Source organism: Sphingobacterium gobiense (genome assembly GCF_002980575.1).
Lineage (GTDB): Bacteria > Bacteroidota > Bacteroidia > Sphingobacteriales > Sphingobacteriaceae > Sphingobacterium > Sphingobacterium gobiense.
Map to the genome: position 1 here is coordinate 20,408 of NZ_PVBS01000004.1, position 16,733 is coordinate 37,140.

General features: G+C 42.8%; 13 protein-coding genes. 12 read left to right on the forward strand and 1 reads right to left on the reverse strand.

Annotated features, from left to right (window positions below; all coding sequences use genetic code 11):
• Positions 1-75 precede the first annotated feature (75 nt).
• From C5749_RS16415 to rfbA, 12 genes are all read left to right on the forward strand, one after another.
• Positions 76-1,863, forward strand: a complete 1,788-nt coding sequence (locus tag C5749_RS16415; protein WP_105727324.1) for an AsmA family protein — start codon at positions 76-78, stop codon at positions 1,861-1,863.
• An 88-nt stretch (positions 1,864-1,951) separates the two neighbouring features.
• Entirely contained in the window at positions 1,952-3,664 is a 1,713-nt protein-coding gene (locus tag C5749_RS16420; protein ID WP_245893819.1) for a TrkH family potassium uptake protein, read from the forward strand.
• Between the two features lie 16 nt (positions 3,665-3,680).
• A complete protein-coding gene (locus tag C5749_RS16425; RefSeq protein WP_105727326.1) occupies positions 3,681-4,367 on the forward strand; it encodes a potassium channel family protein in 687 nt (228 codons plus the stop codon).
• A 67-nt stretch (positions 4,368-4,434) separates the two neighbouring features.
• Positions 4,435-6,900, forward strand: coding sequence for a YfhO family protein (locus tag C5749_RS16430; protein WP_105727327.1), 2,466 nt, complete (start codon positions 4,435-4,437; stop codon positions 6,898-6,900).
• 42 nt (positions 6,901-6,942) lie between these two features.
• A complete protein-coding gene (locus C5749_RS16435; RefSeq protein WP_105727328.1) occupies positions 6,943-8,223 on the forward strand; it encodes a replication-associated recombination protein A in 1,281 nt (426 codons plus the stop codon).
• A gap of 460 nt (positions 8,224-8,683) precedes the next feature.
• Positions 8,684-9,232: a 3'-5' exonuclease gene (locus tag C5749_RS16440; RefSeq protein ID WP_105727329.1), complete on the forward strand. Its 549-nt coding sequence runs from the start codon at positions 8,684-8,686 to the stop codon at positions 9,230-9,232.
• Between the two features lie 3 nt (positions 9,233-9,235).
• Entirely contained in the window at positions 9,236-10,228 is a 993-nt protein-coding gene (locus C5749_RS16445; protein WP_105727330.1) for a mannose-1-phosphate guanylyltransferase, read from the forward strand.
• A gap of 129 nt (positions 10,229-10,357) precedes the next feature.
• The gene (locus C5749_RS16450) at positions 10,358-11,137 is read left to right on the forward strand and encodes a tyrosine-protein phosphatase (RefSeq protein ID WP_105727331.1); all 780 of its coding nucleotides are present in this window, start codon (positions 10,358-10,360) and stop codon (positions 11,135-11,137) included.
• Positions 11,138-11,572: 435 nt separating this feature from the next.
• Positions 11,573-12,625, forward strand: a complete 1,053-nt coding sequence (gene rfbB / locus C5749_RS16455) for a dTDP-glucose 4,6-dehydratase (protein WP_105727332.1) — start codon at positions 11,573-11,575, stop codon at positions 12,623-12,625.
• A 19-nt stretch (positions 12,626-12,644) separates the two neighbouring features.
• Entirely contained in the window at positions 12,645-13,181 is a 537-nt protein-coding gene (gene rfbC, locus C5749_RS16460) for a dTDP-4-dehydrorhamnose 3,5-epimerase (protein ID WP_105727333.1), read from the forward strand.
• A gap of 22 nt (positions 13,182-13,203) precedes the next feature.
• A complete protein-coding gene (rfbD, locus tag C5749_RS16465) occupies positions 13,204-14,109 on the forward strand; it encodes a dTDP-4-dehydrorhamnose reductase (protein WP_245893821.1) in 906 nt (301 codons plus the stop codon).
• A gap of 28 nt (positions 14,110-14,137) precedes the next feature.
• Positions 14,138-15,004, forward strand: a complete 867-nt coding sequence (gene rfbA / locus C5749_RS16470) for a glucose-1-phosphate thymidylyltransferase RfbA (RefSeq protein WP_105727529.1) — start codon at positions 14,138-14,140, stop codon at positions 15,002-15,004.
• 51 nt (positions 15,005-15,055) lie between these two features.
• Here rfbA and C5749_RS16475 read toward each other — a convergent pair whose 3' ends face one another.
• Positions 15,056-16,732 (reverse strand): RagB/SusD family nutrient uptake outer membrane protein, encoded by a 1,677-nt coding sequence (locus C5749_RS16475; protein ID WP_105727334.1) that lies wholly within the window; start codon positions 16,730-16,732, stop codon positions 15,056-15,058.
• Position 16,733 lies beyond the last annotated feature (1 nt).

Genomic DNA, 16,733 nt, shown 5'->3' on the forward strand with positions numbered 1-16,733 from the left:
TAAAGAGCGCTACCAAAACATAAACGGAGGTTTGATTGTATTACATATGGCCATTAAAAAACGGATTATTTACATATGAAATCAATTTGGAAATGGGTCATCGGCATTCTTATATTGATTGTTATGGCTTTCGCGGGAATATCTTGGTATTTTTCGCGCAACTGGAAACCTATAGTAGAAGAGAAATTAAAAGAACTTGTCCGAAATTCAACAGATAGCTTATACAGTTTGACGTATGATAATCTCGACATGGCCATTGCTTTAGGGAATGTCACGTTAAAAAATGCCCTATTAAAAGCAGATACACAAGTGTATGCTCGTATGGAGGCTGCCGAACTAGCGCCAGACAATCTCTACGAGATTAAAATCAAAGAACTGAAAGTAAAGCGCTTTGGTATCTTGGATGTGCTTCGCGATAAAGAACTGAACATCAAATCCATTGATTTAATCGATCCACACATTCATCTAACGAATAAATACCACGCGTACAACGACACAGTTTCGACAGAGAAACCGAAGAAAAGCTTATATGAAAAAGTAAAAGAGGTGTTTACATCAGTGAATATTGGACGAATTGACATTGAAAGTGCTGCATTTAGATATACCAAACTGACAGACGGCCAATCGAGAAGCTTTGGCTTAGATAGCGTTCAAATCCGGGTGGAAGACATTTTAATCAATGAAAACACCCAAGCAGACACGTCGCGTCTTTACTATACGAAAATGATTGAAGCTATGGTGCCAGGCTTCGAATACGAATTTTCGAATGGATTTTATGCGGCTAAGTTTGACGCGCTCAAAATCAATACGCAAGAGCAGACGCTTTTATTAACCAATGTAGCTTATAAACCGGTGCTTGAAAAAACCGCTTTTTATAAGAAACACGGCAAAAATGTAACGCGCGCCGATTTGCATTTTGACACACTGTATATCGAGCGGCTGGATTTTAAAAAGTTGATAGAAAAACAGCAGACCATAGCCCATCGCGTATACATAAAAAATGGGTATGCTAAATTATACGGAGACAAAAGATACCCTAAACAGCCTGTTAACCAAATCGGGCAGGCACCACACCAGAAGTTGATGCGAATAGATAAAATGATTCGCTTAGATACCGTTTTTGTGAAAAACGTAGATGTCATATATGGTGAAATGAGCGGTAAGTATCATCGGGAAGGCGAGATTAGCTTTAATGGAACAGCAGGTACGTTGACCAACGTGACAAACGACACACTTACGTTATCGAACGATAAATATATGCGGGCCGATCTGTGGGCGAAGATTATGAACAGGGGCAACCTACACGCCAAATTTTCCTTTGATATGTTGAGCAAAACCGGCGAACACAGTTATAATGGGACAGTTGGAAGCATGAATGCAACAGCATTTAACCGTATTTTATATCCGCTGTTGAATGTCGAAATAAGGTCGGGTAACATTCGCCGTATCCGTTTCGATATCAATGGGACAGACTATCGCAGCCGAGGCGACTTCCGTTTCGATTACGATAATCTTAAGATCGATTTAAAGGCAAACCCAGATGAGCCAAAAAAGAAAAGCTCGCTCAAAATAGCATCTTTTTTAGTTAACCAGCTTATCATAAACGATAGTAATCCAGACGCAAACGAGAAATACCATGTAGGAAAGGTAAATCACCGTCGCGTTCCAGAACATACGTTCTTCAAGAATCTGTGGCAAAGTTTGTTGGACGGAATCAAACAAACCGCAGGGATTAGTAAAGAACGCGAGAAAAAATGGAAAGAGCGTGCGGAAATAGCAAAAGAAACCGTAGAGAAAACCAAAGAAACATCACAAGAAACAAAAGGATTTTTTAGAGGTTTGTTTAGGAAAAAAGAAAAGTAGCAAAACAATGCGCTCGTGAGGTATCAACTAAATGATTAGATTTTTCAAATTTTTACTAAAATACAGAAACAAATTAGTAGATCAAACCATGTTCTATCTGTGTATGGTTGGTGCGCTAGTAGCACTCGTCCATATCGGCTACATAACAGATGGAGAAATAGCCGAAAAATTTCAACATGGTGTCATCGGGACGTTTTACATCCTCTTCATATTAAGTGCGCTCCGAACAATTGCCACGATCTTAATTGCGCGAAAAATCAATGTATCTCATATTTCCGGTCTGGTGCTGCTCCTCTATTTCCTCGTCATTAGTGTTTCAAGGCTAGCAGATTGGGTATTTCTTGCCAAAATGGAATGGGTTTACCTCGGCATTGCGTTAGTTTTTCTATCCGAATTGTCGCGTAATAGCCTTTTTTTCGACAACTTTTATTTCAATCCTACTATTCTATTCGTTATTAGTTTTCTAACGTTGATACTTTTAGGGACCCTGCTCTTAATGTTACCTCGTACAGCCCTTGTCGCCCCGTTGAGTTTTGTAGATGCTCTATTTATGGCTACGAGTGCCGTTTGCATAACGGGACTTACAGTTACTGATATATCCACCAATTTTTCGGTTTTCGGACAAAGTGTTATTATGTTGCTCATTCAAATCGGCGGATTAGGAATCATGACGTTTACCGGTTTTTTCGGTTACTTCTTTTCGGGCGGATTCTCTTACAAAAACCAGCTTCTGTTCGGTGAAATATTGGGAGAGAACAAACTTAATTCCGTAATCTCGACATTGCTCAAGATTATCCTTATTACTCTTTTTTTCGAACTTATTGGCGGGATTTTCATTTTCATGTCGCTGGACGCAACACAATTTGCATCTGTAGGAGACCGCATCTTCTTCTCCGCTTTTCATGCTATTTCTTCATTTTGTAATGCGGGCTTTTCGGTTCTCCCGGAGGGGATGAGCCACGACAACTACCGGTTTAATTACGCATTTCAGATAGCAATTGCCTGCTCCTTCATATTAGGAGGACTAGGTTTTGGCACAGTATACAACTTTTACACATTTCTACGACAAAAAGCAATACAGGTAATCAGTAAGCTCTTCCGTAGACGACCCTATACACACAAACCGCGTGCATTTTCATTCAACACACGTTTTATGCTCTCCTGTAATGCAATTGTACTGCTGCTAGCTACCGTCTCCTATTTCTTGTTAGAACAAAATCATACCCTTGTCGAGGATAGCACTATATTTGGAAAATGGGCCACCTCCTTTTTTATGGCGAACTCGTCCAGAACCGCAGGGTTCGATAGCGTGAATATTAATATGGTTGCTACACCGACCTTAATCATGATGGTTACCCTAATGTGGATAGGAGCTTCTCCCGGATCCACTGGCGGTGGCGTGAAAGTTACCACCGTAGCGCTAGCACTAATGAATATTGTCACCTTAGCACGAGGTAAGGAATCTATTGAAATGTATAAACGCCGCATAGCGTCAGAGTCGGTCAATAAAGCCTTTGCCATCATTATCCTTTCGGTGCTTACCATTACGTTCAGTTTTGTACTGTTAAACTTTACAGACCCTGCGCAGCAAATGAAAGCACTCCTTTTTGAAGTAGTTTCTGCCTATTCTACCTGCGGCCTAAGCTTGGGTATTGCGTCCTCGCTATCTTCCGGAGGAAAAATTGTGATCGCCACCACAATGTTTGTAGGCCGAGTAGGAACCTTGACTTTATTGGTTGCGTTCATTAAGAACATCAGAAACAAAAGCTATATTTACCCTACCGAAAAGATTTTATTTTAATGAATAATAACAGCGAATGAAATATATAGTATTAGGACTAGGCCACTTCGGGAAATCACTCGCGGTACACCTTACTGAACTAGGACACGAGGTTATAGCTGTTGACAAGAAACTCGCTATCGTAGAACAGCTCAAAGATCGAATTACGCACACCGTGTGTATGGACACAACCGATAGAGAAGCGATGACGTCCCTGCCACTAAAAGATGCCCATGCCGTAATCGTCGCGATTGGGGAAGATGAGGGCGCATCCTTGTTGACTACGGCCCTGCTTAAGCAGTTGGACGTAAAACGCATTATCGGACGGATTGTTTCTGAATTACAGCGAACGGTATTGGAGGCGATGCAGATAGATGATTACATCATGCCGGAGGAAGAGGCGGCCGAGCGTTTGGCTATGCGACTCGATAATGTAGATATTATTGACTCATTTAAGATCTCAGATCGCTATAGCATAGTAGAGACACGCGTGCCCAGCAAATATGTAGGGATGACGTTAAAAGAAGCAAATCTTACCAATCAATACAAAGTTATTGTTTTGACAACGGTCAAGTCCTACGAAGAAAAAGTATCCGGAAAGACCGTCCAACGAAACGAAGCATCGGGCATTGCCAGCTCCGAAACAAGGCTTGTAGAGGGAGACTTACTCGTGCTGTTCGGAGAACTCTCCGACATCCAGCGGCTGATACAAAAAACCAATTAATAGCATTAGGATTCCAATTATTTATATATTTTTGGCCTTGACGCATTAAAAAACAATTTATACCCATATGAAACAATGGTTTAAGGAGAATTCAACGCATTTCATCATCTTGGCGATATTTATCGCGTTGGTATTTTTTTATTTCTCGCCAATTTTTGGAGGAAAAACGTTGGTTCAATCCGATGTGGTTCAAGCCGTGGGCAGTCAAAAAGAGCTTTTTGATTATAAAGAAAAGGATGGGCACGCTCCCAGCTGGACAAACTCCATGTTCGGCGGTATGCCTACCTATCAAATATGGTATGAACATGCCAATAATGTGACGTCTTATATTAACAAAGGGATCAACACCATTTTTCCAGCCCCTACAGATATCGTTCTGATCTATCTTTTAGGCGGCTATTTTCTGTTTTCTGTCCTGCGCGTGAAACCGTGGTTGGCAGCTGTTGGAGCTGTTGCATTGGCGTTTACATCCTACAATTTTATTTATATCGAGGCAGGCCACCTCAATAAAGCATACGCCATTGCTTATCTCCCACCGATTATTGGTGCCATCCTGTTATGTTATCGCGGGAGCAGACTCTGGGGTCCCGTTTTGCTGACGCTTTTTCTGGCGTTGGAAATTCGGTCGAACCACATCCAAATGACCTATTATCTGTTTATTGCGTTAGTGGTACTTGTCGGATTTGAACTCTATTATGCCATTCGAGACAAACAATGGAAACCCTTTTTGCAAGTATCCGCTCTTCAAGTAGGAGCCGTACTTGTTGCGGTGTTGGTGAATGCATCTGTCTTATTCCCCACCTACGAGTATAGCCAATTAACCATTCGCGGAAAGGCAAATATCCAGAAGGTAGATGATAACAGTGGTAGATCCGGAGGCCTCGACAAACAATATGCTTACGAATGGAGCCAAGGCGTTGGTGAAAACATTACATTTTTGATTCCGAATGCCTATGGCGGGCGTTCAGGAGGCGTCTTGGACGGTAAGTCCGAGGTGACAAAAACGATGACCGGACTGGGCGTTCCAGAGATGCAAGCAGCGCAGTTTGCTAACCAGCTACCAACGTATTGGGGAGAGAAGATGTTTACATCCGGGCCGTGGTATTTTGGAGCCGCAGTTATATTCCTGTTCATTCTAGGACTGGTTATTGTCAAAGGCAAAATCAAGTGGTGGATTCTCTCCGCGACGGTATTGACCATCCTTTTGGCTTTCGGACGTCATTTCCCATTGATTTCCGATCTGTTTTTCGATTACTTCCCGATGTACAATAAGTTTAGAGCAGTCGAATCTATCCTCGTTATTCCGGCTATCCTCATCCCTATATTGGCCATTTTGGCGATAAATGAATTGTTCACAAATGCCGACCGGATTCCAAACCTAGATAGAAAAATACGATATACTTTTATCGGTGTCGGTGGATTCTGTTTGCTGATAGCCTTCATGCCAAGCCTGTTCTTAGAATTCAGAAACTCCCAACATCAACAATTGGTTTCTTCTTTAGAGCAGATGTTTGGTGATAAGCAAGCAGCTGGGCAGGTAGCTAGTGCGTTGATCAAGGATAGAGCGTCGCTGGCAACGGCAGATGCCTATCGTTCCTTTTTTATTGTGTTGATTACATTCGGATTAATATGGTTCTATATCAAGAAGAAACTAAGCATGCCGCTTTTTATTGGCATATTAGGTGTCGTTATTCTCGCCGATTTATGGGCGGTAGATAAACGTTATCTTAACAATGATTCCTTCGTAGATGAGCGTGCTTCCAACACTCGAATTCCCGAGCGGGAAGTCGATCAGTTGATCCGGATGGATAAAGATTTGAGTTACCGCGTGTTCGACCTGACGACCAACCCGTTTTCTGATGCACGTGCGTCCTTTTATCACAAAAATTTAGGCGGATACCACGCCGCCAAGCTGATGCGTTTCCAAGAGGTAGTCGAGCATCAATTCAATGGCGCGATTAACGAAGACGTGTTGGATATGTTCAACGTGCGCTATGTAATCACAAAAAATCCCGAGAATAACGCGGAGCAGATTAAACGGAGAAGTACAGCAGCTGGTAACGCATGGTTTGTTGATAGGGTGACATTCGTCAACAGCAATGCACAAGAGATGCAGGCTATCAGTAGCTTCGACCCGCAGAAGGAGGCATTCGTGCATGAAGCGTTTAAGAATGTGCTGAATACAGCTCGTCTGGGAAAATCAGAAAACGCCGAAATCAAGTTAGTATCTTATCATCCAGACACACTTAAATACGAATATACTTCGCCAACAGATGCTTTTGCCGTGTTCTCTGAAGTGTTTTACGATAAAGGGTGGAAAGCCTATATCGATGGAGAAGAAGCGCCAATCGTTCGGGCCGATTATATTCTCCGTGCATTACAGGTACCTGGAGGAAATCATACGATCGAGTTTATTTTTGCTCCAAAAACAATGCAGATTAGTAATATTGTTTCGTTAATCGCATCGGTTTTATTGGTTTTAGGTCTTGGTTTCGCCATTTGGAGAGGGAATCGTAGGGAAACGAAACAATAGCCATCTTTCATTGATTACTAAGGAAATTAGTATATTTGTGTTATGGCAACATCGATACCTTTAGCAGAGCGAATGCGCCCAAAAGGTCTTGCAGATTATATTGGGCAAAAGCATATTATAGGAGAAGGCGCTGTTCTTCGTAACGCCGTAGAGCAGAAAAATATACCCTCGATGATTTTTTGGGGACCGCCGGGTGTAGGCAAAACCAGTTTGGCATTGCTTATTGCTCGGGAGTTGGAGCGTCCCTTTTTTTCGTTAAGTGCTATTCAATCCGGTGTTAAAGATATTCGAGAAGTGATTGAAAAAGCAGATAAATTGTATCAGTTTAATCAAGAACAGCCCATTCTTTTTATCGATGAAATTCACCGTTTTTCCAAATCACAACAAGATTCCCTTTTGGGAGCCGTAGAACGCGGATTGGTAACCCTTATCGGAGCCACCACAGAAAACCCCTCTTTTGAAGTAATCTCTGCTTTACTTTCCCGCTGCCAAGTGTATGTGCTTGAACATCTCTCCGAGCAAGAGTTGACTGCTATTTTGGAGCAGGCTATCGAACGGGACAGTTATCTACAAGAACATCCTGTCCAAATAGAAGAATATGAAGCCTTGTTTCGACTTTCCGGTGGAGATGCCCGCAAGCTGCTCAATGTATTCGAACTAGTAGTTCAAGCAGCCCACACCCAAAAACAACCCATTACCAATGCGTTTGTGCTTAAACAAGTACAGCAGAATATGGCTTTGTATGATAAAACGGGCGAACAACATTACGATATTATTTCTGCCTTTATCAAGTCCATTCGCGGAAGCGATCCGAATGCTGCTTTATATTGGCTTGCGCGGATGGTGGAAGGCGGAGAAGACCCCTCTTTCATCGCCAGGCGCTTGCTCATTCTTGCGTCTGAAGACATAGGTAATGCCAATCCTAACGCCTTATTATTAGCGAACAATTGCTTTCAAGCTGTCAATGTCATCGGCTGGCCGGAGTCCCGTATTATCTTGTCCCAAGCTGTTACCTATCTCGCTTCTTCGGCAAAGAGCAACGCCTCTTATGAAGCCATTGGTAAGGCCCAGGCATTAGTGCGGAAAACAGGCGACCTGCCCGTGCCCCTACACTTGCGAAATGCGCCCACCAAACTAATGAAAGAACTAGACTACGGCACAGCATACAAATATGCACACACCTATCCTGGTAATTTTGTAGAACAAGAATTCTTTCCCGACAAGCTAAGCGGTACGCTGCTTTACGATCCCGGAAACAACCCTTCCGAAAATAAGCTTAGAGAATCCCTGCGTGCCAAATGGCGCGAGCGGTATCGTTATTAGTTTTCTTTTTTTTCCGCAAAAAAAGAAACAAAAAAGCTCGTCCTTCGGATATTTGACAGGAAGGGATAGTGCTAAGGATGAATTTATACAATTGTCAAACATCCGGATGGACATTTAAGGTAAAATAGGGATAATGCAATCCTGTGAGGCGTGTTAATTCCTTCGTTTGATGGTTAAACATAATTGTTAATATTGGATAGTACAAAGCGTTCAATATTGCTCTGTGGTTCCGCGGGTTAAAACGACCTTATATTGTTCTGCGGCCATTTTTATGAAGGCTATTCCGTATAGAACAGCATGTTGTTTGAACGAAGTGAGTTCATGCTGTTCAGGAATAGTCGAATAAGAATAGCCGAACAATATTCAGTCTTGATTTTTTTGCTTCGTTTTTTCATCAAGGAAAAAATGAAGAAGATGTGGTATCTTTGTAAAGTTTTAAAAAATAGTTAATATATAATTAATGACCTTTACGGCAATAGATTTTGAACTCGCTACCGCAGCTTATACAAGTGTGTGTGCCGTGGGCATCGTAAAGGTGGAGAACGGCGAAATTGTGGATCAATTTTATAGCCTGGTACGTCCGCCAAAAAACCAATACATGTGGCAAACAACCCGTGTACACGGTATTAAACCGAAAGATACACTAGCAGCACCCACGTTTTTGGAGCTATTCCCGACGATAGAAAGCCGCCTCAAAGGAAGTAGAATGGTAGCACATAACGAGAAGTTTGATAGGGAGGTCCTCATAAAGACGATGGGGCTATATAATTTGAACTACAGTATGCTGCAGCTTTCGCCCACTTGGGAGTGTACGAGTGAAATATACAGATCCAAAGGGTTTAAGAGAACCAAATTGAGCATCTGTTGCCATATTATGGGTATCGAGCTCAATCACCATGATCCGCTGTCAGATGCTAGGGCGAGCGCTCAGCTTTACCTCAAGCGGGATCAAATTACGCCCGCTCTAATAGAACAACACTTTCAAACACAAGAACAAACCGATATTTAAATTATGGGAAAGATAATAAATGTCATATTATCAGGTGGGATAGGGTCAAGATTATGGCCCTTGTCCCGTAAATCAAAACCAAAGCAGTATCTGCCTATTTTCAACAAAAAATCGTTATTTGAGCTAACTATCGAGCGAAACAAATCCGTGTGCGAACATGTGGTTTTGGTGGGTTCCGTACAGAATATTGATTTGGCAAAAGAGAATTTAAAAGTTCTTTCACACGACATTATCGTGGAGACCGTTCCCCGAAATACGGCTGCTGCTATAGCCTTTGCCGCACTATCGCGACACCCCGATGATATCTTGATCGTTACCCCTTCAGATCACCTAATCGAAGGGGAGGAACAATATCTGCAGGCTATCAAACGTGGGATAGAGTTTGCAAAAGACGGCAGCCTTGTCACTTTCGGAATAAATCCGACACGGCCGGAAACGGGCTACGGTTATATTGAATCCGAAGGAAATGATGTCCTATCCTTCCGGGAGAAACCCAACTATGAAACAGCAAAAGATTTCTTGAAAAGTGGCAACTTCTTGTGGAATTCAGGGATATTCTGTTTTAAAGCCTCAACCTATCTACAAGAGCTTGAGCGTTTCGATCCGAAGGTATACACCGCATCAAAGTGTGCTTTTGAAGCGGCGGAAGAAGGTGTTTTAGACGAAGAGCTCTCCCGTAAGATACCGTCAAAAAGTGTTGATTACGCCATTATGGAGCGTAGCGATAGCATCAAAGTCGTGCCTTCGTTCTTCCATTGGTCGGATATGGGATCGTTTGATTCATTATACGATTATCTTATTTCCAAAGGGCACCCGAAAGACGAGTCCGGAAATATCGTCATTGGCGAAACCCATAGACATACCGTGTTCCTCGGTTTACGAAATTGTGTAGTGGTCAATACAGCAGATGCAGTTTTGGTTATGGATAAAGCTTTTGCGCAAGACGTAAAGCACGTTTATGAACTTTTAGAAAAAGAAAATTCTCCGTTAATTTAACAATTATTTAATTAATAGTAGCATTTTTGTAGCAATGCTCGTTTTATTTTTATAATATTGGCTGTATTATTGTAGCTTTATACATAAGGGGGTTTGAAAAGGGGAATAGCTAAGTAAAAATTATTAACAATGTCTTTTTGGAAAAATTTATTTACAAGTAATCAAAAGAAAAATGAAGCTGTCGGAAAATTAACCTGGATTGGGGTAGATATGCATAACCATGTGCTACCCGGTATTGATGACGGCAGCCCAGACGTAGAACAGTCCCTGAAGCTTGTTCAAGGATTAAAAGAATTAGGAATTCATAAATGTATATCAACACCGCATGTAATGCATGGTGTGCACGATAATACACCAACTACTATCCAAGACGCTCACGCCAAACTAAAAAAAGCGATTACTGAGCAAGGAATTAAATTCGATCTTCAGTATTCTGCTGAATATATGGTTGATGATCAACTTGAAACGTGGATTCAGAGCAAAAATCTCTGCCCGTTACCGAATAGACATATACTTATCGAAATGTCCTATTTAGCAGAATCAAGAGCACTTTTCCAGACCATAAAAGATATCCAAGAGAAAGGCTATCAACCGATTTTGGCACATCCAGAACGTTACAACTACTATCACCAGAACTTTAAAGTATACAAAGAAATTAAAGATGCAGGCTGCTTACTGCAACTAAATCTCCTAGCCATATCCCGATATTACGGAGAGCATGTTAAATCAATAGCACTTACACTGATAAAATCAGGTATGTACGATTTAGTCGGAACAGATATGCATCACGAAAAGCACCTTCGCGCGCTTAAAATGGTGGCGGCTAAATACGATACTTTTGATTTGTTGAAAGACAATCCCATAAAAAATGCTACTATATTCGAGGATAGCCAGAAATTAGCGATTTAGATGTACTTTTTTCCCGAAAAAAAGTACGCAAAAACCTCGTCGCTTCAGATATTTGACACAATGGATAGTGCAAAAAGTAAATTCCTAGAATCGTCAAATATCTGGATGTGACCTTTTCGTGTTAAGGAAGGGGTTAGTACAATTGTCTATGTAAAGCAAACTTATTTGTATTATATTTTACGCGTGAAGTGCTGATTATAAATAACGTAAATACTAATGTCCGGTGATTACGCATATTAAAACGACCTTATATTGTTATGTGGTCATTTTTCAGAAGGCAATTCCGTTAAAAACAAAATACTGTCTGAACGCAGTGAGTTTATTTTGTTTAGGAATAGACGAAGAAAAATAGCAGAACAATATTCAGTCTTGACTTTTTTTGCTTCGTTTTTTGTGTCAAGACAAAAAATGAAGAAGAACTTTTATCTTTGAATCATGAACAAAAAGATTTTCATTACAGGTGGAGCCGGCTTTATCGGCTCGCATGTGGTTCGCGAATTTGTAAACAAATATTCCGATTACCATATTGTGAATATTGATGCCCTAACCTACGCCGGTAATTTGGAAAACTTAAAAGATATAGAGCGAAAGCCCAATTATAACTTTATTAAACAAGATATCCGCGATGCAGGAGGTATATTGGCGCTTTTCAAAACGCATCGGCCTGATGGCGTCATCCATTTAGCAGCCGAATCCCATGTGGACCGGTCTATTGCGACGCCAACCGATTTCGTAATGACGAATGTCGTAGGTACGGTGAACCTTCTGAATGCCGCACGTGAAACGTGGAAAGACAATTTCGAAGGCAAACGCTTCCATCATGTTTCGACAGACGAGGTCTACGGGACTCTAGGAGAAACCGGACTGTTTACGGAGGACACCCCGTACGATCCGCATTCGCCATACTCAGCGTCAAAAGCCTCCTCCGACCATTTTGTACGCGCCTATCAAGACACGTACGGATTGCCGGTCGTGATCACCAACTGTTCCAATAACTACGGGCCGAATCACTTTCCCGAAAAACTGATACCTCTTTGCATTCTCCATATACTGAACAACAAACCGCTTCCAATTTACGGTGATGGGAAATATACCCGCGACTGGCTGTTTGTGGTAGATCACGCTAGAGCCATTGATCTAGTTTTCCATCAAGGAAAAAATGGCAGCTCGTACAATATTGGCGGCTTCAATGAATGGAAAAATATTGATCTTGTTAAAGAACTCTGCAAACAGATGGACGAGAAGCTTAGCAGGCCCTCGGGAACGTCGGAAAAATTGATTACCTATGTAAAAGATCGACCGGGCCATGATTTGCGTTACGCTATTGACGCCACCCGAATCAATACAGAATTAGGTTATACACCATCGGTTACCTTTGAAGAAGGACTTTCCCTGACTATCGATTGGTTCTTGAAAAACAGGGAGTGGTTGGAGAATGTGACCTCGGGAAACTATCAGCAGTATGATGCGGAGCAATACGGTAAATAAGGACGCAAAAAAACAATAGATGAAGAAAATAGAAACGAAACTCGAAGGATGCTTTATTTTAGAACCCCTTAAGCTGGGCGATAAGCGAGGCTATTTCTTTGAGAGTTTTAATGAAAGGACGTTTCAAGAGCTGACCGGAACGGAAACACATTTTGTACAAGACAACCAGTCTTTTTCCACCAAAGGTGTGCTCCGTGGGTTACACGCTCAAGAAGGCGAACATGCGCAAGCGAAACTGGTGCGCGTATTGCAGGGACGCGTCTTAGATATCATGGTAGATGCACGTCCCAATTCGGCTACCTTCGGGCAATATGAAGCAGTCGAGCTCTCCGATGAAAACAATCTGCAAGTATTTATTCCGCGCGGCTTTTTACACGGCTTTGTCGTGCTCTCCGATGCCGCTACATTTTTTTATAAATGCGATAACTTCTACCACAAGGCTTCCGAATGGGGTATACACTATAATGATCCGACATTGGCCATCGATTGGCAACTTCCAGAAGACGAGTTGATTATCTCCGACAAAGATAAAGTATTACCGTTCTGGGAGAAATAAACCATAGCATTCAGCAGAAGCCATGCAAAACAATCAAGAAATTATGCATACCGAATCGCCAACGCCAAGTCCTAGACCACGAATCCTTATAACAGGATCAAATGGGCAGGTAGGCTCCGAGCTAAAAGAACTGTTGGGAAAAGAAGAAGGCTTCGAAACCTTCTTTTTGGACAGGAAACAGCTTCCTCTTGAACAAACGTTGATTATCCAAGATATACTAGGGATGTATGAGCCTGATATCATTATCCACGCAGCGGCGTATACAGCTGTGGATAAAGCGGAAAGTGAACCGGAACTCGCAGATACCGTAAATCATTTGGCTACAGAGGAAATCGCACAATATTGCCGTATGCATGGGGCAAAACTGCTTGCAATTTCCACCGATTACGTTTTTGACGGCCATTCCAACGAGCCTCTAAAAGAAGACGCCCCCACGTCGCCATTAAATATCTACGGGCTGACGAAGTGGAAAGGTGAACAAGCTATACAAAAATGGGCGCCCGAAAACATTATTATACGTACGTCCTGGGTCTATTCAGCTTATGGAAATAACTTTGTCAAAACCATGATTCGCCTATTGCATGAACGAGAAGAGCTGTCCGTCGTTCACGATCAGATAGGCTCCCCAACCTACGCCAGAGACCTTGCCCAAACCATGGTGGATATTATAAAAGCAGCTAAATGGCATCCCGGTATATATCACTATTCCAATGAAGGCCAGCTTTCATGGTACGATTTTGCAGTCAATATCCAGGAGTTGATTGGCACCACATGCCGAATAACTCCCATTCCGACATCGCAATATCCCACACTAGCCAAGCGTCCTGCCTATTCGCTATTGGATAAAAGTAAGATAAAGCGTACTTTTAACGTTCAAGTTCCGTTTTGGTTAGATAGCCTTAAGGAGATGATTGCGTCAGAACACTAAAAAGTTTCTACCGATAAAAAGCAAAAAAATGAAAGGTATTATATTGGCCGGAGGTTCCGGCACGCGTTTACACCCATTAACACTGGCCGTATCCAAACAACTCATGCCGGTGTACGATAAACCGATGATATACTACCCACTATCTACGCTGATGTTGGCCGGTATCCACGAGATCCTCATCATCTCCACACCACAAGACTTGCCGAATTTTCAGAAACTATTAGGAGACGGTTTTCAGATCGGCTGCCAGATCTCCTATAAAGAACAACCGAGTCCGGATGGACTTGCACAGGCGTTTCTGTTGGGAGAAGAATTTATTGGTAAAGACAAGGTAGCACTTATTTTGGGAGACAATATATTCTATGGGTCGGGAATGTCCAAATTGCTGCAAGGTTGTGCCGATCCGGATGGCGGGGTGGTATTTGCCTATCCGGTGCACGATCCCGAACGGTACGGTGTCGTCGCATTTGACGAACAGAAAAATGTGATATCCATCGAAGAGAAACCGGTTGTACCCAAGTCAAACTATGCCGTTCCGGGGCTCTATTTTTATGATAATGAAGTGGTTGGAATCGCTAAAAACATAAAACCTTCCGCGCGCGGAGAATTGGAAATCACCGACATTAATAAAGAATATCTCCGTCGGGGCAAGCTTAAAGTAGGCGTATTCGATCGCGGGACGGCCTGGTTGGATACCGGAACCATAAAATCATTGATGCAAGCCGGTCAATTTATCCAGGTTATCGAAGAGCGACAAGGGATGAAGATCGGCGCTATCGAAGAAGTCGCTTACCGGATGGGCTATATCGATAAAGAGCAACTGCTACAGCTCGCCGAGCCCCTGATCAAGTCGGGATACGGAGACTATTTAAAGCGAATTGCAAAAGGAAGATAACTAAAAGCGGTATCTAAAAGATACCGCTTCTATATCGACCGGAATATTATACTACTCCCAACCCGGATTTTGTCCCAATGCCGGATTTCGCTCCCTTTGTACCTGTGGAACAGGCCACAGATAATGCTTAGGGTCTTCAAACCTTCTGTTCCATTGCACCACCAAATAGCCCTCCGCATTTTTACGATAAGTATTCGAGCTTAATGCTGGAAACCAAGAAGCTTTTACGCCTTCGATATCCTGACCGAGGCGTTCACCTTCTTTCCATCTTCTCACATCAAAATAACGATGGCCTTCCAACGCCAATTCGACTCGACGTTCTCTGCGGATCTCTTCGCGGACATCCATGCCATGCTGCGTCAAGAAAGCGAGGTCCATTCTGGTCATGCCTACTCGGTCACGAAGCAAGTTGATGGACATATCGAGATCATTCTGCGTCAGCTTACCCTGTTCGAAACGCGCCTCCGCATAGGTAAGCAACACCTCTGCGTAGCGGATATGATGGATATCATTGTCATCTCGGTTATAATTAGGGACCGCGCTCGGTTCCACGTATTTCTTATAATAGTACCCTGTTGTCGTTACTGATCCCCGGCCATCTTGACTAAACTTAGGCACCATGTAGATGCTTGGATCAGGATTGTCCGCTACTGGTCTACCGTCATAACGACCACCCCATGTATCCCCAGGCACGAGGATGGTTTGCGTCATGCGCGGATCCCTGTTTTTGAATACATCTGCATAGGTATCGTCCTTATAAAGGGGCGATTTATCAATCGGCAACCCATCGCTACATAAATACGATTCTACAAGGGAACGTGTAGGCACAAAGCGGGCGAATTGATCCGGTACCTGAATTTCTCGACTTAAGTTATGCATAATGATATCCATTTTGTGCATGCGAGCAAAGATTGTTTCTTTATTGCGTCCTTCTGCGAGCTTACCATTTCGTGTGAACAGATCATAGTACGATGTTTGCGGATCACCGGTGCTGTACAGCGAATAAATACCCATATCCATGACTGCTTTTGCTGCTTCTTCTGCCACATCGAATCGCCCATAAGTAAGCGCGATGCGCGCTTTTAGGGCTAATGCGGTGGCTTTGTTTACCCGCCCCAGGTTATCGCCTGTCGGAATTGCTTCCGGCAATTGCTGTGCAGCAATATCCAGCTCGCTTAGTAAAAAGTCGATCACCTCGCTCTGTGATGTCCGTTCGCCATACACCTCGGGGTCGTCGAGCTCCAGTGGGATAGTAATCAAGGGCACATCACCAAAAAAAGAAGTCAAGAAGCTATAGTTCAGTACACGGATCACCCGTACCTCTGCCGCCAAGCGTTCCTTTGCCCCGGGTTCCGTTTCCTCCGCATCGTGGTAATTCTGTAAAAACGCATTACATTCCCTTACATCACGGAACATATTGCGCCATTCGTTGTTTACGGTGGGTTGCGTTACCGGAAACACGCCCGAGCCTATATCTTTGTACTCATGGGTTTGTGGCCACATGGTGTTTTCGCCCATGTTCTCCATATCCACAAAGTTTTTGGCCTTTACACGAGAGTAGATAGCGGTTGCCGCCATCTCCAACTGTTCCTGTGTTTTCCAGAACGTCTCGTCAATGACTTCATCTTGGGGGTATCGGTCTAAAAAATCGCTGCAGCTTATCGCCCCCAAACCTAACAGCAACAGGGCCAACTTAAAGTTTTTTCTATATTTTTTATGAAAGATCATG